Source organism: Pararhodobacter zhoushanensis, from assembly GCF_025949695.1.
Classification (GTDB): Bacteria; Pseudomonadota; Alphaproteobacteria; order Rhodobacterales; family Rhodobacteraceae; genus Pararhodobacter; species Pararhodobacter zhoushanensis_A.
In genome coordinates, this window is record NZ_JAPDFL010000001.1 from 1421685 (window position 1) to 1438345 (window position 16661).

General features: G+C 62.6%; 19 protein-coding genes. 3 read left to right on the forward strand and 16 right to left on the reverse strand.

Annotated features, from left to right (window positions below):
- Positions 1-317: 317 nt before the first annotated feature.
- The 3 genes from OKW52_RS07010 to OKW52_RS07020 all read left to right on the forward strand — a co-directional run bounded on the left by OKW52_RS07010 (position 318) and on the right by OKW52_RS07020 (position 3829).
- On the forward strand, positions 318-1973 hold the full coding sequence (locus OKW52_RS07010) for a thiamine pyrophosphate-requiring protein (protein ID WP_264505089.1): 1656 nt from the start codon (positions 318-320) through the stop codon (positions 1971-1973).
- A complete protein-coding gene (locus OKW52_RS07015) occupies positions 1970-3346 on the forward strand; it encodes an FAD-binding oxidoreductase (RefSeq protein WP_264505090.1) in 1377 nt (458 codons plus the stop codon). The genes OKW52_RS07010 and OKW52_RS07015 overlap by 4 nt, the downstream gene beginning before the upstream one ends.
- A gap of 183 nt (positions 3347-3529) precedes the next feature.
- Positions 3530-3829 (forward strand): hypothetical protein, encoded by a 300-nt coding sequence (locus tag OKW52_RS07020; RefSeq protein WP_264505091.1) that lies wholly within the window; start codon positions 3530-3532, stop codon positions 3827-3829.
- 594 nt (positions 3830-4423) lie between these two features.
- Here OKW52_RS07020 and OKW52_RS07025 read toward each other — a convergent pair.
- From OKW52_RS07025 to OKW52_RS07100, 16 genes are all read right to left on the reverse strand, one after another.
- Entirely contained in the window at positions 4424-4987 is a 564-nt protein-coding gene (locus tag OKW52_RS07025) for a chemotaxis protein CheD (protein WP_264505092.1), read from the reverse strand.
- Entirely contained in the window at positions 4984-5880 is an 897-nt protein-coding gene (locus OKW52_RS07030) for a CheB methylesterase domain-containing protein (protein ID WP_264505093.1), read from the reverse strand. Before OKW52_RS07030 ends, OKW52_RS07025 begins: the two co-directional genes overlap by 4 nt.
- A gap of 115 nt (positions 5881-5995) precedes the next feature.
- Entirely contained in the window at positions 5996-8377 is a 2382-nt protein-coding gene (locus OKW52_RS07035; RefSeq protein ID WP_264505094.1) for a methyl-accepting chemotaxis protein, read from the reverse strand.
- Between the two features lie 40 nt (positions 8378-8417).
- Positions 8418-8834 carry a hypothetical protein gene (locus OKW52_RS07040; protein ID WP_264505095.1) on the reverse strand — a complete coding sequence of 139 codons (417 nt, stop codon included), beginning with the start codon at positions 8832-8834 and terminating at the stop codon, positions 8418-8420.
- The gene (locus tag OKW52_RS07045; RefSeq protein WP_264505096.1) at positions 8831-9217 is read right to left on the reverse strand and encodes a response regulator; all 387 of its coding nucleotides are present in this window, start codon (positions 9215-9217) and stop codon (positions 8831-8833) included. The genes OKW52_RS07040 and OKW52_RS07045 overlap by 4 nt, the downstream gene beginning before the upstream one ends.
- A 13-nt stretch (positions 9218-9230) precedes the next feature.
- Positions 9231-10115 carry a CheR family methyltransferase gene (locus OKW52_RS07050; RefSeq protein WP_264505097.1) on the reverse strand — a complete coding sequence of 295 codons (885 nt, stop codon included), beginning with the start codon at positions 10113-10115 and terminating at the stop codon, positions 9231-9233.
- The gene (locus OKW52_RS07055; RefSeq protein ID WP_127104931.1) at positions 10112-10579 is read right to left on the reverse strand and encodes a chemotaxis protein CheW; all 468 of its coding nucleotides are present in this window, start codon (positions 10577-10579) and stop codon (positions 10112-10114) included. The genes OKW52_RS07050 and OKW52_RS07055 overlap by 4 nt, the downstream gene beginning before the upstream one ends.
- 1 nt (position 10580) lies before the next feature.
- Complete coding sequence (locus tag OKW52_RS07060) at positions 10581-11849, reverse strand: chemotaxis protein CheA (protein ID WP_264505098.1); 1269 nt, start codon at positions 11847-11849, stop codon at positions 10581-10583.
- Complete coding sequence (locus OKW52_RS07065) at positions 11786-12700, reverse strand: Hpt domain-containing protein (protein ID WP_264505099.1); 915 nt, start codon at positions 12698-12700, stop codon at positions 11786-11788. The genes OKW52_RS07060 and OKW52_RS07065 overlap by 64 nt, the downstream gene beginning before the upstream one ends.
- Complete coding sequence (locus OKW52_RS07070) at positions 12697-13077, reverse strand: response regulator (RefSeq protein WP_264505100.1); 381 nt, start codon at positions 13075-13077, stop codon at positions 12697-12699. Before OKW52_RS07070 ends, OKW52_RS07065 begins: the two co-directional genes overlap by 4 nt.
- Positions 13074-13358, reverse strand: coding sequence for an STAS domain-containing protein (locus tag OKW52_RS07075; protein WP_264505101.1), 285 nt, complete (start codon positions 13356-13358; stop codon positions 13074-13076). Before OKW52_RS07075 ends, OKW52_RS07070 begins: the two co-directional genes overlap by 4 nt.
- A 336-nt stretch (positions 13359-13694) precedes the next feature.
- Complete coding sequence (locus OKW52_RS07080) at positions 13695-14681, reverse strand: TonB family protein (protein WP_264505102.1); 987 nt, start codon at positions 14679-14681, stop codon at positions 13695-13697.
- Positions 14678-15061 carry an ExbD/TolR family protein gene (locus OKW52_RS07085; RefSeq protein ID WP_264505103.1) on the reverse strand — a complete coding sequence of 128 codons (384 nt, stop codon included), beginning with the start codon at positions 15059-15061 and terminating at the stop codon, positions 14678-14680. Before OKW52_RS07085 ends, OKW52_RS07080 begins: the two co-directional genes overlap by 4 nt.
- On the reverse strand, positions 15058-15420 hold the full coding sequence (locus tag OKW52_RS07090; RefSeq protein WP_264505104.1) for an ExbD/TolR family protein: 363 nt from the start codon (positions 15418-15420) through the stop codon (positions 15058-15060). Before OKW52_RS07090 ends, OKW52_RS07085 begins: the two co-directional genes overlap by 4 nt.
- Entirely contained in the window at positions 15413-16081 is a 669-nt protein-coding gene (locus OKW52_RS07095; RefSeq protein WP_264505105.1) for a MotA/TolQ/ExbB proton channel family protein, read from the reverse strand. The genes OKW52_RS07090 and OKW52_RS07095 overlap by 8 nt, the downstream gene beginning before the upstream one ends.
- Positions 16078-16491 carry a hypothetical protein gene (locus OKW52_RS07100; RefSeq protein ID WP_264505106.1) on the reverse strand — a complete coding sequence of 138 codons (414 nt, stop codon included), beginning with the start codon at positions 16489-16491 and terminating at the stop codon, positions 16078-16080. The genes OKW52_RS07095 and OKW52_RS07100 overlap by 4 nt, the downstream gene beginning before the upstream one ends.
- Positions 16492-16661 lie beyond the last annotated feature (170 nt).

Consider the following 16661-nt stretch of genomic DNA (forward strand, 5'->3'; position numbering starts at 1 on the left):
GCGGCCGTGGCAGCAATTTCGGGAAAGCCGGAAACAAGGATCGGTCTTTGATTCCGGCGGCTTGCAGGGTTTTGCGATGATCCTGACCGCAAAAAGACAGGAAATTCCCGACCTGAGCGGATTTTCCAGCGGTGTGAACCGCAGCGCTGACACCGCGGCGGGGAAACCTGTCGCCGAATCAGTGTCAGGGGCCCGAATAGGTCGCGCCCGTGCCCGATTTCTGCCGTGAAGCCGGACTAGCCAGCATCTGGCCCGTTGCGAAGGGCTCTTTTGTCAGGCAGACTGACAAGCAATGTATACATTCTGGGAGGGGTGGCATGAAAGTCGGAGAGGCAATCGCCGAAATTCTCAAACGCGAAGGCGTTGAGATGGTCATCGGCTATCCGGTCAATCACGTGCTCGAATACGCCGCAATGGCCGATATCCGGCCGATCATCGTGCGGCAGGAACGCACCGGCGCGCATATGGCTGATGCCATCAGCCGGATGACCAGCGGCGCGAAAATCGGCGTGTTTGTCATGCAGTCGGGCCCGGGGGCCGAGAACACCTATGGCGCCATCGCGCAGGCTTTTGCGGAATCGGTGCCGCTGTTGGTCATGCCGGGCGGGTATCACCGGCGGCTGGCGCATGTCTCGCCGAACTATAATTCGACGCTCTCGATGCGCGACATCACCAAATCGGCCGAGCCGATCAACGATGCCCGCGAGATCCCCAGCATCATGCGCCGCGCCTTTTCGCGGCTCAAGAACGGGCGCGGCGGTCCGGTTCTGGTCGAAATCCCCAACGACATCTGGAACGATGACGTGCCTGAGCCGCTGAACTACACGCCGGTCCTGCGCACCCGCTATGGCCCCGATCCGGCGGCGGTGGTGCAGGCCGTTGACCTGCTCGCCGGGGCGAAACGCCCGGTGATCTATGCGGGGCAGGGTGTGCATTACGCCAAAGCCTGGCCGCAGCTCAAAGCACTGGCCGAACGGCTGTCGATCCCGGTCTGCACCTCGCTCGAAGGCAAAAGCGCGTTTCCTGAGGACCACCAGCTCGCGCTCGGCTCGGGCGGTGCGGCCCTGCCGCTGACCGTGCGGCATTTCCTCGATACGGCGGATGTGATCTTCGGTATCGGCTGCTCATTCACCGAAACCGCCTTTGGCGTCGAGATGCCGTTGGGCAAGCGGGTGATCCATGCGACACTGGACCCCGACCACGTCAACAAGGATATCGAGGCCGAAATCGCGCTGGTCGGTGACGCCGCGCTGATGCTCGACGCCGTTCTGGCCGAGATCGACGCCCGCCGCCTGCCGACCCCCGACCCGCGCGCCGTGGCCGACGAAATCCAGCGCGTCCGCGCGCCGTGGATGAAGAAATGGATGGTCAAGCTCAAGTCCGACGAGGCGCCGTTCCGCCCCTACCGCGTGCTCTGGGACCTGCAGCACACCGTCGATGTCGCCAACACCATCATCACCCATGACGCCGGCAGCCCCCGCGACCAGCTCTCGCCCTTCTGGGTCTCGACCACGCCGCTCAGCTATATCGGCTGGGGCAAATCCACCCAGCTTGGTTATGGTCTGGGGCTGGCGATGGGCGCGAAACTGGCCTGCCCGGACAAGCTGTGCATCAACGTTTGGGGCGATGCGGCGATCGGCTTTACCGGCATGGATTTTGAAACGGCGGTGCGCGAACGCATTCCGATCCTGTCGATCCTGCTGAACAACCACTCGATGGCAATGGAACTGCCAATCATGCCGGTATCGACGGAAAAATACCGCTCGACCGACATCGGCGGTGACTATGCCGCCTTTGCCCGCGCCATGGGCGGCTACGGCGAACGCATCACCGAGGTGGCCGAGATCATCCCGGCGATCAAACGCGGCATCGCGGCGACCGAGGCGGGGCAACCCGCGCTCTTGGAGTTCATCACCTGCCAAGAGATTGAATCGTCGAAATATCCGCGCGGCAGCGGGAGCCTGTATCCGTGAACCTGACCCATACGATCACCGCGCTGCAAGGGCTGCTGGGCGAGCGTCTGACCACCGCCAACGCCGTGCGCGACCACCACAGCCGTGACACCGGCTGGCACGCCGCCGCGATGCCCGACGCTGTCGCGTTTCCGCGCACGGTCGGTGAGGTGCAAGAAATCGTGCGCCTTTGCGTCGAAAATGATGTGCCCATGGTGCCCTACGGTGCGGGTTCGTCGATGGAGGGCCACACGATCCCCGCGCGGGGTGGCATCACCATCGACACCCGCGAGATGAACCAGATCCTTGAAATCCGGCCCCAAGACGGGTTGGCGGTGGTGCAATCAGGTGTCACGCGCAAGCAGCTGAACACCGAATTGCGCGCGACGGGCCTGATGTTCTCGGTTGATCCGGGCGCGGATGCGTCACTGGGCGGCATGGCCTCGACCCGCGGGTCGGGGACGATGGCCTACCGCTATGGCACGATGCGCGACAATGTACTGGCGCTGAAAGTGGTGACGCCGGACGGCAAGCTGGTGAAAACCGGCAGCCGGGCGCGGAAGTCCTCGACCGGCTATGATCTGACGCATCTCTTTGTCGGGGCCGAGGGCACGCTGGGTGTGATCACAGAACTCACCGTGCGCCTGCACCCGATCCCCGAAGCGATTTCTTCGGCCGTTTGCGCCTTTCCCGATGCCGCCAGCGCGGTCGAAACCGTGATCGAGGCGGTGCAATACGGCGTGCCCATGGCACGGGTCGAGTTTCTGGACGCCGTCGCTGTGGCCGGGGTGAACGCGTATTCCAAAACCACGATGAAGGTCGCGCCGACCCTGATGTTCGAATTCCACGGCACCGATGCCTGGGTTGCCGAACAGGCGCAGATTGTCGCCGGGATCGCCGCCGACCACGGTGCCGAAGATTTCGTCTGGACCGCGGATGCCGAGGAACGTACGAAACTCTGGCAAGCGCGGCATGATCTCTACTGGGCGACCAAGGCGATCCGCCCGGGCAGCGAGCTCTATACCGGCGATATCTGTGTGCCGATTTCGGAATTGGCCGGCCAGATCGAAGCGGCGCGTGCCGATATCGAGGACAGCTTTCTGTTGGGTCAGATCATCGGCCATGTCGGTGACGGCAATTATCACGCGGCTTATATCATCCAGCCCGACGATGCCCGCGAGTTGGCCGAGGCCGAGCGTCTGGCCGAGCGTCTGGTCGAGCGTGCCCTTACCGTCGGTGGCACGGCGAGCGGCGAGCACGGGATCGGCACCGGAAAGCTGAAATTCCTGCGCGCCGAGCACGGGGATGCGGCGGTCGATCTCATGAAGACGCTGAAATCAGCGATCGACCCGAAAGGGTTGATGAACCCGGGGAAGTTGGGTCAGGGGGGCTGACTGGCCCGGCGCGGTCTGAAGAGATGCCGGTCCCTGCGGGCCGGCGTCCGTTGTTGGCGGCGGGCAGGCGGGTGATTCAGTCAAGATGTGCAAGTCGGCGTTGTTGACGCGCGGTCCAGGACGTTTCTCGTTCCCGGTAAGATGGACGACAGCTCGGGGGTCACACAAAAATCGAGCAGATTCGTGACCGATGATCCTTACCCTCTCGGCGCCATTCTGGTCGGAATCCCTTTGGGTGCGATGCTGGAAGACTGCAATTGCGGGTTTGATGACTGCAAGAAGGCCGATGTCAACCAGACAGCGACTGCGGGCCGCCTGACCGACACCATGCTGTGGTTGCGCGATGCGCTGCTCAACACGCACGTAGTGCGATGCGCATGGCGTGCGGTGCCAGATGCAGACACATCTGTTGGCAAGCAGTTCCCGAGCTGGCGTGCCGCGCTCACAACAGGGTGGGGATACTTCCGAGCAGCGCTAATCTGACCGCAAGCCGGCAAAGCCGCAAATGCTGCGGTTCGCAAATCCGACCCGCGACACGAGCCAATCGTTGCTTGAAACAGCCAGGATTCCGGGTGTTCTGGACGATCTCGACAATGTTCTGCCCGATGTCGATCGTCCGATCGATGCCTGTGCTGTTGAACAATTACGGCTTCATCGCTCCGCACGGCTCAGCGCTGCGAAACGCTAACCGGGCCCGGGAGGTCTGGGCTTCAAGGCAATCTTTGATGTCGGCCTTGCCCGGCTTTTGTTCCGTGATTTGTGGTGTTGTCCCTTGGTTCTGTGAGGTGTCCCGCAGGTTCGGCGAGCGGGCAGGTTTGGTCTGTGCGCCCTTTCGGACGCGCGAGTTGCACCGCGTTGACCTATCTCCAAGGCCAGCGAGGCGCGTGGTCCGTCCTCATTGGTTGCGCCACGCGCCGCTGACGGAGCCCCGCGATCTCATGGAAAAGCGTCGCTCCTGACCGACCGGCGGGGTGCAGATACCTCGGCTTGTTGCTCACCTCAGGTACTGCCGTCTCGCGACAAAGGCCTGTTTCCGTCACCGGCGATTACACGGACCCTATCGGCAGAATTTCTGGGCTAAAACAGTGTGATACCTTCAGTGCGCGACGCTGGCGGCCGCAGGGGTACGCGCGCTGGCGTGACCGTGGTCTCTTCGTCGGGTGCGGTATGAATGACGCGGGCATACCCCGTCACAGGGTGGAAATTCACACGCCGAGCGGCATTGCCGCCCAGATCGTGCGACTGAACGTCGAAATCCTCGGCCGCGAGATAGCGCAGCGCAAATTCGGCGTTGCGCGGGCCGATATCGGCAAACCGTCCGGTCATTCGACTGCCGCCAAACACCTTTGCACGCAAGGTGCCGCGCTTGGCTCCTTGTTTGAGCAAGTTGTTAATCAGAAGTTCCATTGCGTGCGCCCCGTATTTCAGGCTGCTTGCGTCAGACTCCGTCCCTTCGGCCAGCAGGTAGTGGTTCATCCCGCCTATCTTCGCGCCGGGATCGAACATGCAAACGGATACGCACGACCCCAGAACCGTTGACAGAACAACAGACGGGTCCGACGAGACTTGGAAATCCCCGCGAATGACCGCGACGGTGCGGGTTTGAAAGCCCGGTGGCCAGTGTTGCAAGGGCTGTTTCACGCCGTTTTCCTCTGCGCGGCTCGCAGTAGTGCGGGCCCGATGTCACCAATTGGCAGTTCGCTCCCGACAGCGCCCAGTTCAGCGGCTTGACCGGGCATGCCGTAGACCACCGAGGTGGCACGATTCTGGCCAATGGTCCGGGCGCCGGCTTGGCGGAGCGCAAGCATTCCGTCGGCACCATCGCGGCCCATCCCGGTCAGGATTGCGGCTGTAACCTTTTTAGCGATCGGAACCGCTGACGCAAAAAGCGCATCGACCGACGGTCGATGGCCGCTGACGCGCGGGCCGTCAACCAAACGACAGGACTGACCTTGTCGCGTGTGCAAGACGAGGTGTTGGTCCGAACCCGGTGCCAGCAGAACCGATCCACGCCGCAGGGGCTCGCCGTCGCGCGCTTCGCGGACCTGTGGGGCGACATTTCGGTCGAACAGGCGGGCAAGCCCACTGCTGAAGGCTCCACCAGTATGCTGCACGATCAAAGTTGGCGGGCAATCTTCGGGAAAGCTGCCAAGGACCTGGAGAAGCGCGTCAATCCCACCGGTTGACGAACCGATCAGGATCACTCCCTCGTCAGCAGATTGCCCTACAGAACGCAGCAATCCTGTGTTTGCCCGCGGCATCGGCGCGTTCCCGGACGCAAGCCGAGCCCGCAGGTTCTGCTGTAGCGAAGCGTCATCACCAGAGAGATCAGCAACAAGTTGAGTGCCCAAACGCGGTGCATTGCTGCGACCGAACACCAGAGGCATCCATCGTACCGAAAGCGAACGGAAGAGCATCTCCATCATTTCAAACTCAGGCAGTGCCACCAGTTCTGGCGCGATGAGAGCCAGCGTGGGTGGCCTGTGCTCGACGGCGTTGAATGTCGCGGTCAGGTCAGCGCAAAGGTCGGACACGCGAATACCCGGAAACGCGCCCAATCTTTCCGAAGCCGCGCGTCTGTGAGGACTATCCGGGTCGGCTATCAGCAATCGCATTGTTTATCCTCTCCCGACCTAGAACCTAACCACCTCAAAAATCCTGCCAGCGCGCGAGATTTGCCGCGATCGGCGGTGCAGCTTGCGCATGTCGTGGCGCTTGAACTGCGGCAGCGAAGTCGTCGTCTTCGTTCTCAGCCGGTCTGGGTGCGTCCTGTCGGGCGACATGGGCCGTGAAAGCAGAGGCATCCATACTGACCTCGCTGTCGTTCAGCCTGAACCGCGAAACAATTTGCATAAGCGCCGAAGATTCCGTGTTTAGGGTCGTCGCTGCTGCGGTCACCTCTTCGACCATTGCGGCATTCTGTTGCGTGACCTGGTCGAGTTGTGAAACCCCAACATTGATTTCACCAAGACCGGCGGATTGCTCGCGCGAGCCCGTGGCGATGCCGCCAATCAGCTGATCAATGTTGCTGACGCGTTCGATGATCATGCGAAGCGTGTCGCCGGCACGGCCAACCAGGCCGACACCCGTTTCCACCTGTTCCGCACTGCCGGTGATCAAGGTCTTGATCTGTTTCGCAGCTTCAGAGGACCGCTGCGCCAAGGCGCGCACTTCTGACGCAACAACGGCGAAACCGCGCCCCGCGTCTCCGGCTCGTGCGGCTTCGACCCCAGCGTTCAGCGCCAAAAGGTTGGTCTGGAAGGCAATGTCGTCAATCACACCAATGATCTGAGAAATCTCATTGGATGACTGCCGGATCATCGACATTGCCGATACCGCTTCCGACACGACCTGCCCGCTTTTCTCGGCCTCTTTACGCGCATCAGCGACAACGGACTCAACCTCTGAGGCGCTCTCGGCTGCCGTCCGCACACTGGCTGTCAGTTCATCGAGCGCTGCGGCGGTTTCTTCGAGCGTCGCCGCCTGGTTTTCGGTGCGATGTGACAAATCATCGGACGAGGCGCTGATCTCTTCGGCACGGGCGCGAATTTCCATGGCATTCGACGCGATTGATCGCATCAAGTTCTCCATGGTTTCAACTGTCTCGTTGAAATCCGCGCGCAGTTGTTCATAACCGCCGGAATAGGCATCGGTCAGCCGCGTATCCAGGTACCCGCTGGCAAGGCCGCGCAAACCACGGCCCAAGTCCTTGACGACAAGCTCTTGCTCGATCTGCGACTGGCGCTGCTGTTCATCTGCGATTTGACCCTCAATGAGTTTGTTGCGAAAGACATCGAGCCGCCGCGACAGTTCGCCGAGCTCATCGCGTCGGTCAATGCCGACAACCGCCGTTTCGTAATCTTCCGTGGCGATACGCTCCATGGAGCCTTGAAGCGCGCCCAACGGCTTGGTGATGGCGCGTGCAATGAGGTAGCCAACCCCCAGGAAAATAGCGATACCAATCACCATGAAGACAAGCACCGTACGCTTGAACTCTGTCAACGCGGTGAAGGTTGCGGCGTGGTCAAGTTCGACAACGACCGCTCGCGCCAAGCCATGCGACTCGAATGTTTCTACCCAGGCTAAGACCTCATGCCCATGCAGGCCGGGCACGTGTTCAATGAAGCCAGTTTCACCAGCCTGGGCCATTGCGATCTGGGGCAAATCGGGCAGCGGGCTTAGGACGCTGAGGGCGCCTTCCAACCGGTTCGGGCTGCGGCTCAATCCATCTGGTCCGATGATATAGGCATCATCCCGTGGATTCAGGGGGGTGATGTTGTTCAAAGCCTCGACAATGCCTTCTTCCGGCAGTTGAATCGCAACCACACCGATTACGGGGGTTCCTGGCGCGTCAAGATCGACAATGCGGCGCGCGAGAAACGATGCCGGAGCGTTTCCGCTGGGAAGGTAGTGTTCGAAATCGGCATAGCTTGTGATGGCGCTCGGCGCATCCATTGCTGCGCGCCATGCGCGCGCGAGACCCGTATCGGCGTAGAGGCCAGACACGACGCTGGTCGCAAAGTCGTCCTCTTTGGCAACTGAATACAGGATGTCGCCATCGGTCGAGATCAGAAAAAGATCATAGTAGCCAAAGCGTTCCAGGTGCTCGCGGAGGTATTGATTAAAGGCGTCGTGGACCCGGTCATACGCGGGACGGCTGGTGCCTTGGTCGAAATTCTGGCGTTCGCCGGCAGCAAAGGGGTTTTCATCGATATAGGCTTGCCGAAGATCGCTCTGCCAACCATCTGGTTGCAGCGCCAGAGCGTCGTTGAACTGACGCAGCGCTTCTGGTGCAAGGCTCCCTTCGGCGAGATCTTCTGTCAGCCGGAACATGCCATCAAGCCAGACCCGATAGGCCGTTTCGGTGTGGCCTGCGAGCGACTCGGCCAGGTGGTGTGCAAGTGTCTGTTGAGCAGTCTTGATGCTGTAGTAGTAAACTGCACTCGCTGCCGCGAGACTGACCGCGAGGGCCACGACCACCATGGCAGGAAGGCGAAGGCCAATCCGCGATTGTGTAAGACGTGTAAGCATGGCTGAATCCTTGATGGAAAGAACGTCAACGCGGGCGCGGTTAGGACGTTTCGGCGTTTGATCCTGTGTCGATGTCGCCGACTGTGGCCTCGTCGGGCGGGGGTGCGAAAAGGTCTATGGTCGGCTTTTGTCTTTGCGGGCGCGCCCCGACGGTACCCTGCGCGGCGGCCACCACACGGCTTCGGCTGCTTTCCAGTTGGAGCCGTCCCAGACTCACAGCAGAGCGCGAAACCAGATCATCGGGAAGTTCCAAGGCCAGTTTTCGCGTGATCGTCTCCAGGTCGTGCAACGATTGGATCGCAAGGTCGAAGTCCTGCACCGCGCGTTTGTTTTGCAGCGTTCGAGTGTCCCCTGTCATTGCGGCTTCGTAGACGAGCAACATGTGGCGGATTTCGGACATGACGTCGGCAATCGTGCCCAGGACCGGCGGAATCGGAAATGGGCCATGAAGTGTCATATCTTGCCCACCACCGCCTCGATCGAGGCTTTGAGGCTTTGTGTCGTAAAAGGCTTTTTTATCAGGTTGTTAAGCCCCAGTTTGACGCCCCTTTCCAGGAGGTCCTGACTTGGTGAGCCGGTGATAAGGATAAAGCCGATCTGTTGCGTCTGCTTGTTGCTGCGCAGGTTTTCGAGCAAGTCGAGGCCGCTCATACCCGGCATATTGTAATCGCTGATCACCAGATGCGCGGGGTTCACCGCCAGACGGTTGAGCGCGTCCTGACCGGATTTTTGGAAGTCGATATTCTTGATCCCAATTTCTTCCAGCCCTTGTGTCATCAACCCTCGGCTGACCGACATGTCATCAACGATCATGACTTTGAGGATATCCTTTAGTGCCATTGTTGGTCCTCTTTCATCGGGGCGCGGTGGTCGGGAGAAGGCCGGTTTTGCGATAGGCTGTGATGCCGACCGCCTCGAGTGCATGCTCAGCGGGAGCCGTGATGCGTTCTGAATGTCCGATCAACAAAGAACCGCCGTCATTCAGTGCTTCGGAAAAGCGCGTCCACAGTCGCGTTTGCGTCGGCTTGTCGAAATAGATGGCGACGTTGCGGCAGAGGATCACGTCAAAACGCCCGGAAAATGGCCAAGGCTGCATGAGATTAAGCCGCCGAAAAGCGATCAAGGGCTGCAGTTCGGGTCTGATCGTTCGGAAGGCCTCAGGCGGCGTGGACGGTTTGTTGAAAAGCCGGGCCTCAAGCGCCGGTGAGGGGAAAACGCAAGACTGCGCCTCATAGCGCCCGCCTTCGGCCGTCACCAGAACCGTCGGATCGACGTCTGTTGCAAGGATGCGGAGGTCGAGAGACGCGGCGTCCTTGGCCAGCGCCAGAATGGAACCGGCCAGCGAATACGGCTCTTGACCCGAGGAGCAGCCCGCAGACCACAGGCGCACCCGCTGACCCTTGCGGGCCCGCGCGATGAGACCGGGAAGAACCTCCGACTCCAGCAGCTCGAAGTGATGCGCTTCGCGGTAGAAATGTGTCACATTCGTCGTGAGCGCGGTGATGAAATGGTCGCATTCCACGGTGTCGCCGGATTCGATGATCTCGCAATAGGGGTCGAAACTGGCGAGATTCAGGGCCTTCAGCCGGCGCCCGAGGCGCGAGCGGATAAGCGGCCGTTTTGCACTGTCGAGACTAAGGCCCCACCCCGCTTTGGCGATGCGCGCGATGCGTGCAAAATCAGCTTCGGTCAACTGAAGCTCGGCGTCGGCCGGTGGTGAACGCAGTTGCGCGGTCATGCGGCTTCCTCGGTTCCTTTGGCGAAAAGTGTTTCGAGATCGAGCACGCGCAGCATCACATCATCAACGGGCAGCAGACCCACCACGTGATTCCCGGTGCCATCACGTCGCAACGTCGGGTTCGGGCGAATGGTCTCAACATTAACCGAGAGGATTTCAGAGACCGAATCGACAACCAGTCCGACGATCTTGCTGCCGATGGCGGTAACGACGACGATATTGCGCGCACCGATTTCTGTTGCGCCGAGACCAAGCCTGGCTGCAAGATCGACAATGGGGATCACCGCGCCGCGCAGGTTCATCACACCAAGAACCGAGTCTTCGGCGAAGGGGAGCGCGGTTACCTGACTCCAGCGCCGGATTTCACGAATGAGCGTGATCTCGATGCAGAACCCCTGCCCGCCGGCGGTCAGAGAGACGAACTCAATCGTCCGTGCGCTTTCCGTTGTTTCTTTTTCGCTCATCTCAGGCCTCCAGTTCGACAAGAGGGCGGGCGGTGCGGCGTGGCGCCACCAGCCCGACCAAGGCTTCGGAATCGATGATCAAGGCGATTTTCCCGTCGCCCAGAATTGTGGCAGCGGCGATGCCCGTGACGGTGCCGTAGTTCCCTTCGAGGCTTTTGATCACGACCTGTCGCTGGTCCCAGATGGCGTCGACAGCGATGGCCACGCTGGTGTCGCTCGCGTCGAGGATCACATAGGAGCGGTCGGCTGCGGCAGCGCGCACGGGACGCAAACCGAAAAGCTGGCACAGGTCGACGACCGGCAAGAATGTCCCGCGCACCGAGAGGACGCACTCGCCCGGACCGATTTCATGGATGTCGGAGCGGCTGGGGCGGACGGTTTCGACAACGCTGGACAAGGGAAGAACCATGGTTTCCGAGCCGACGCCGATCACCATTCCGTCGAGCACCGCCAGCGTCAGTGGCAGGGAAATGGTGAAGGTTGATCCTTTGCCGGGCACGCTGGCGATTCCGACCTTGCCGCCAAGCGAAGTTATGGTCGTCTTGACCACGTCCATGCCGACCTCGCGGCCGGACAGATTGGTCACACTGTCGGCGGTCGAAAACCCCGGAGCAAAGAGCAGTGCGTCGATCTCGGGTTCGGAAAGTTTTGCATCTGCGGGGACGAGGCCCTTTTCGATGGCCTTGGCGAGAATTCGTTCGCGGTTTAACCCGGCGCCATCGTCCGCGACCTCTATCACGACATGACCGGATCGATGTGCCGCGGTGAGACGAACACTGCCGATTGCGGGTTTGCCGGCCAGCTGGCGCTTTTCGGCGGATTCGATGCCGTGATCGACCGAATTGCGCAACATGTGGGTCAGGGGATCGGCGAGGCGCTCAAGGATTGTCTTGTCAATTTCGGTCGCTTCGCCTTCGGAGATGAAGTTCACCGGTTTCGCCGTGGCTTCGGCCGCTTCGCGGACCACGCGACCCATCCGCTGAAACAGCGATTTGACCGGTTGGGCGCGGATGGACATCACCCCCTCCTGAATTTCACGGGCGAGGTAGCGATAGTCGTCCAGCGCGGCCATGATTTCGGAGTCGTTGTTGATCCCGCAGGCCGCCAGTTTCTGGCTGATGACAGCATGGTTGATGATCAGCTCACCGACCGTGTTGATCAGCCGGTCCACGCGATCGGGGTCAATCCGCAGCGTCGTTGCAGTCTTCACCGGGACTTTTGCAGCGGATTGCGCCGGGGCAGCGGCAGCGTTCTGGACGGCAGGCGACATGCTTGGCTCGATGATCGCTGGCGGTTCTGCTGGGGCAGAGGGGGCAGGTCCAGCGGGATGCCAAAGAGGCTGGCGGGAGGTTCGGTTGGCTCGATGCTCGTGTCGGGTTCCTGCGCATCGGCTAGGGGCGAAACATCGAGCGTGCAGAGGCCTTCGGCGAAGGCGAAGACCGCCTTCACAGCGTCGGGGTTGGTGTCACCGGTCAGCGTCAGAGTCCACCGGAGATAGCTTTCGTCGATATCAAACTCGGTCAGCGGTGGGATCGCGGTGATGTCGCAGGCGACCGAAAGCGTGCCCAGACCCGCGAGCGCCGCGAAATAGCGAGCGGGCTCGTGGCCATTTGTGTAGAAGGCCGCCTTTGGCTGAAACCGGATGACGAACCCGGACGGCGTTGGCGAGGGATCGTCAATCTGGATGAGCGAGAGAGGGGCAAACACGAAGTCCGGCTCGGGCGGCTCTTCGGATTTGACCGCTTCGGCGTGGCTTTCAAGGTCATTGATCAGATCCTGGACCGGGTCCAGAGACGCAGAACCGGTGTCGCGCGTAAGTTCGACCAGTTCAGCCAGTGCATCCGACGACCGGGTAATCAGCCGCAGGATTTCGGCACTGATGTCGAGCTTGTCCGCGCGGATCAGGTCGAGGACGGTTTCGTAGCGATGGGCAAAGGCGACAAGGTCGTTGAAGCCGAAGGCACCCGCCGCCCCCTTGATCGAGTGGACCGCGCGGAAGATCGCGTTGATGGTTTCCTTGTCGCGATCCCCTTGGGCGATCGCGTCCAGCCCTTCGGTCAGGGATTCGATGAGTTCTTCGCATTCAGCGAAGAATGTTGCCCGTAGCGCATCGTTGCTCATGCTCCGTCGGCCCCCGTCACCAGTTTGAGGATATCGACCAGTTGATGGTCTTCGAATGGTTTGACGATCCAGCCGGTCGCCCCCAGACCGCGCGCGCGATCCTTGAATTCGACCGAACTTTCGGTGGTGAGCACCAGAATGGGCACCTTGCGGTTGGCGGTGCCCTTGCGGATCGCATCAATCACCCCGAAACCGTCCAGCTTGGGCATGTTGATGTCGGTGATCACCGCGTCGAACCGGCTGTGCAGGAAGGTGGAAACCCCATCTTCACCGTCGACGGCGGTGGTGACCTCGAAGCCTGCTTCGGACAAGGTTTGCGACACCAGTTGTCGAATGGTGCGGGAGTCGTCGATCGCGAGAATGGTCTTGCCGGTCATACCCCGTCCTCTGTCAACAGGTGGTCGAGTCCCAGCGCGGAGAGGCTGGCTTGGGCGGCCTGTGACGGCTGCACGATGAGCAGGGTCTGATCCCGTGCCGCAGCGGTTCGTCGCGCGGCCAGAAGCAATTGCGCAACCGAACCGGGGAGGGCCCCGCTGTTGGATGCGTTGATGACCAGACGGGGTCCGGTACGCGCGAGGATGGCATCAATGACCGCCTGCGGCGCGTCCATCCACTCGTCCGGATCGAGGATCAAGGGTTCAGGTTCGGTTTCGGCCACGGCTTTCACCTTCGCAATTCAAGGAACGTCCTGATGGCCTTGGTAGACGGCCAACTCTTAAGATTGCGTTCCCGCTGCAACGATCCGTTGCGCGCCTATCGGACGAAGGGTTGGGCAAGCTCGCGCCGAGGTGGGAAAGGTTCGACCAGGGGCTGAACCGGTAACGGCTTAATTGTATTGATGAAATTATGAGAGTTGCAGCGCGCGGCGATCAGGCGGGATGCGCCCGCCTTTGGCCCTGGCCGTCTGGGTCTCTTCGGCTTTACTGAAAAAGCGAGATGATAAATCGCGCGCGGCAAGGTGCCGGCGCGCGATTCTCTTCAGGGCGACGCGGGTTCAACGCCCGACAAATTCAAACGAAAACCGCCGCTGGGCGCCGGGTGGCGGTGCCGGGAACGGCGCGGCGCGGCGGATGTGATCCAGTGCGGCGCTGTCCAGCGCGCGACTGCCCGAGGCCTGTGCGATGCTGACCGACGCCAGCCCGCCACCGGGCGCGACGGTAAAGGCGACCACAGCCACACCCCGCGCACGAACGGATTGCTGCCGGACGCGGCGGATCGCGCGCATCACCTGACCGGGATAATTCGACGCCTCGGCGTTGCCGGGGGCGCTGGCGGCGGTTGCCGGGCGCTCGGCGCGCTGTGTCGCGGCACCCGTGGTGCCGTCGGCGCTGCCACGGCGGGCGCTCCGTTCGCTGTTGCCCGCGGGTTGCGCGGCACTTGCCTGCTGCGGTGACGGGCGCTGCTGAGGGCGCGGCGTGGTGGCGTCGGCGGTGCGGACGGTGACGTCGGGTTCTGGGGTGGCCGTTGGCAGGGGGCTTGTGGGCGCTGACTCGGCCAGCGACGGGGGGCTTGGCGGCGTGGGTTGAACCGGCGTTGCGCGCGCTGTCGTGAGCGGCTCGGGCGGTGTGCTGGGTGTCTGCGCCGCAAGCGGGGTGGTGCCGGCAACGGCAGCGGGGGGCAGCGTTCTGGGTGCCGCAGCGGCGGCAGGGGTCTGGGGCGCGGTCGGGGTCTGGGTTGCCTCTGCCGCAGCGGGCGGCGGAGGGGGCGGCGCGGCCTGTGCGGGCGGCGTTTGCGGGGCAACCGGGGCTTGGGTCGATTCGGCCATCGAGGCCGTCGAGGGCAGGGCGCCTTGGGTGAAATCCTCGAACGCGCTGCCCAAAGCTGCGGGGGCAGAGGCTGCGCCACCCGCGATCTGCACCGGATCGGTCGAGGGCACGAACGCGCTGAGCAAGATCCCATGCGCCGCGACCGACACCGCGCCGGTCATCGCCAGCGCCCGCCAGTCGAAGGCAGCGCGTCTTGCTTGAGCAGACAGGATCATGGCTGTCCCCGCTCGCCCAGAATGACCACCCGTTCTGCCCCCGCTGCCCGCAGCGCGGCGCTGAGCGTGACCAGTTGCGCCGCCGGGGCATTGCGGTCGGGCAGCAGGCGGGCGATGCGCGGCTCACCCAGCGAGGCGACATAGGTGTCAGCGTCGGTGGGCTGTTGCTGGTGGAGCAGCGTGCCATCAGCGGTGATGACCAGGGCTTCGGGCGGGGCCTTGCCATCCAGATCCGCGATCTGCACCAGCGCGATGCCGTCACCCGGAGGGGGCGCGATGGTGCCCGCGATCAGGAAGAAGATCAGCATCAGAAAGACCACGTTGATCAGACCGATCGTCGGCTCACCCTTGGCACGGGTCGGGGGCGGGACAAGGCTCATGGCAGCACCTGAAGGTTCAGTTCGGCCCCGCGCAGCACAGCCAGAACATCGACCAGCCGTTGGGCGGTGACGCCCTCGGCCAAAGAGACCAGCACGAGGCCTTCGGTCCCGTCAAGCCGGGCACGCAGGGCGTCCAGGGCAACGGGTTCGGTGTTCACAGCCAGCGATTCGGGCGCAAGTTGGACAAAGAGCGGCGGCTCGGTCGCGGAACCACCGGGCGTGCCGGCGCTCAGCTCCAGTTCGCCCAGTTTGGTGAAGGTCGAGGTCAGCATGAAGAACAACAGCAGCAGGAAAATCACGTCGATCAGCGAGGTGAGCGACAGGTTGGCCCGCCGCACCGGGGGCACCAGGCTAGGCATGGCGCGCGCCCAGACCGGCGCCCAGACCGGCACCCAGACCGGCACACAGAGCGGTGTCGATAATCCGTTCGGCCATGCGCGCCTCGTGCGCGATGCGCCCGTCGAACCAGGTCAGCACCAGCGATGCGGGCATCGCCACCACCAGCCCGACGGCCGTGGTCAGCAGCGCCACCCAGATCCCGCCGGCCAGCGCCGAGGGATCAACCGCCGAACCCGCCGATTGCAGGCCCTGAAACGCCTCGATCATGCCCAGAACGGTGCCGAACAGCCCCAGCAGCGGCGCGACCTGCGCCACGGAATCCAGCACGCGCAGACCTGCGGACAGCCGCGCCAGACGCCCGGCAGCAAGCCCGGTCAGGCGCGCGCGCAAAGCGGGGTCATCGCGGTGCGTTTCCTCGGCGGCGCGCAGGGCGACGACGGCGACGGCGGCGAGATGGGTCGGGGCGGCGGCAGCCTCGGCGCAAGCGCGCTGCACGTCACCCTGATCCCAGGCGCCGAGCGCCTGATCCAGCGCGGCGTGACGACCGACCCCCAACCGCACGAATTGCCACAGCTTGGCCAGCACCAGCGCCACGGCAATCAGCGACATGGCCAGCAGGATCATCACCACCGGCCCGCCCAGATCGGCAACGCGGTTGAGCGCGTCCATCAACAGCGTCATTGCAGCACCTCGACCGGAACGCGGCTTTCCAGCGCCAGAGGCGCGGTGCAGGCGGCGCTGTCAGCGGGCGCGCACTCGTTGAGGCCGTTGATCAGCAACCGGCTGACGTCCCCGCAGCTCAGCCCGCCGATCTCGAACGAGCGAACGCGCATCCGGTCCGCCGGCAGATCCTGCAGGTCGAGCAGCGTCATCGCCGCAACCTGGCCTTGCTGGCCAAACAAGACGGCTTCAAGCACCAGCCGCGATACGTCGGCCCCGGTTCCATTCTGCGCGACAAAGACCAGTTGGCAGGCGCCGTCACGCGGGTGCAGGGCGTTCAGTTCTATGCGCAGCGGATCGGCCTGCGCGGCTTGGGCAAAACTCGCCATGGCGCAGAGGGCCAGCGGTAAAAAACGGGGGAAGGTGGCCATGGGGGGCTCCGGGACTGGGACGGGATCTGCTGGTTGGCAGAAGGCTCGCGTGCTGCGAAAGCCCGGAAAGAATTCCGTTTTTCCGCTTGCATCTTTTCGCTAGAATACCTTACAGAACTTGTCAAGTAAGCCGCGTTTGCGAACGCGCTCCCTGCGCTATCCAGCTTTCC

Coding starts and splice junctions, on each gene's coding strand:
- OKW52_RS07010 (WP_264505089.1), top strand. CDS start 318: ATGAAAGTCGGAGAGGCAATCGCCGAAATTCTCAAACGCGAAGGCGTT.
- OKW52_RS07035 (WP_264505094.1), bottom strand. CDS start 8,377: ATGCTTACACGTCTTACACAATCGCGGATTGGCCTTCGCCTTCCTGCC.
- OKW52_RS07040 (WP_264505095.1), bottom strand. CDS start 8,834: ATGACACTTCATGGCCCATTTCCGATTCCGCCGGTCCTGGGCACGATT.
- OKW52_RS07045 (WP_264505096.1), bottom strand. CDS start 9,217: ATGGCACTAAAGGATATCCTCAAAGTCATGATCGTTGATGACATGTCG.
- OKW52_RS07050 (WP_264505097.1), bottom strand. CDS start 10,115: ATGACCGCGCAACTGCGTTCACCACCGGCCGACGCCGAGCTTCAGTTG.
- OKW52_RS07055 (WP_127104931.1), bottom strand. CDS start 10,579: ATGAGCGAAAAAGAAACAACGGAAAGCGCACGGACGATTGAGTTCGTC.
- OKW52_RS07060 (WP_264505098.1), bottom strand. CDS start 11,849: ATGTCGCCTGCCGTCCAGAACGCTGCCGCTGCCCCGGCGCAATCCGCT.
- OKW52_RS07065 (WP_264505099.1), bottom strand. CDS start 12,700: ATGAGCAACGATGCGCTACGGGCAACATTCTTCGCTGAATGCGAAGAA.
- OKW52_RS07070 (WP_264505100.1), bottom strand. CDS start 13,077: ATGACCGGCAAGACCATTCTCGCGATCGACGACTCCCGCACCATTCGA.
- OKW52_RS07080 (WP_264505102.1), bottom strand. CDS start 14,681: ATGATCCTGTCTGCTCAAGCAAGACGCGCTGCCTTCGACTGGCGGGCG.
- OKW52_RS07085 (WP_264505103.1), bottom strand. CDS start 15,061: ATGAGCCTTGTCCCGCCCCCGACCCGTGCCAAGGGTGAGCCGACGATC.
- OKW52_RS07090 (WP_264505104.1), bottom strand. CDS start 15,420: ATGCCTAGCCTGGTGCCCCCGGTGCGGCGGGCCAACCTGTCGCTCACC.
- OKW52_RS07095 (WP_264505105.1), bottom strand. CDS start 16,081: ATGACGCTGTTGATGGACGCGCTCAACCGCGTTGCCGATCTGGGCGGG.
- OKW52_RS07100 (WP_264505106.1), bottom strand. CDS start 16,491: ATGGCCACCTTCCCCCGTTTTTTACCGCTGGCCCTCTGCGCCATGGCG.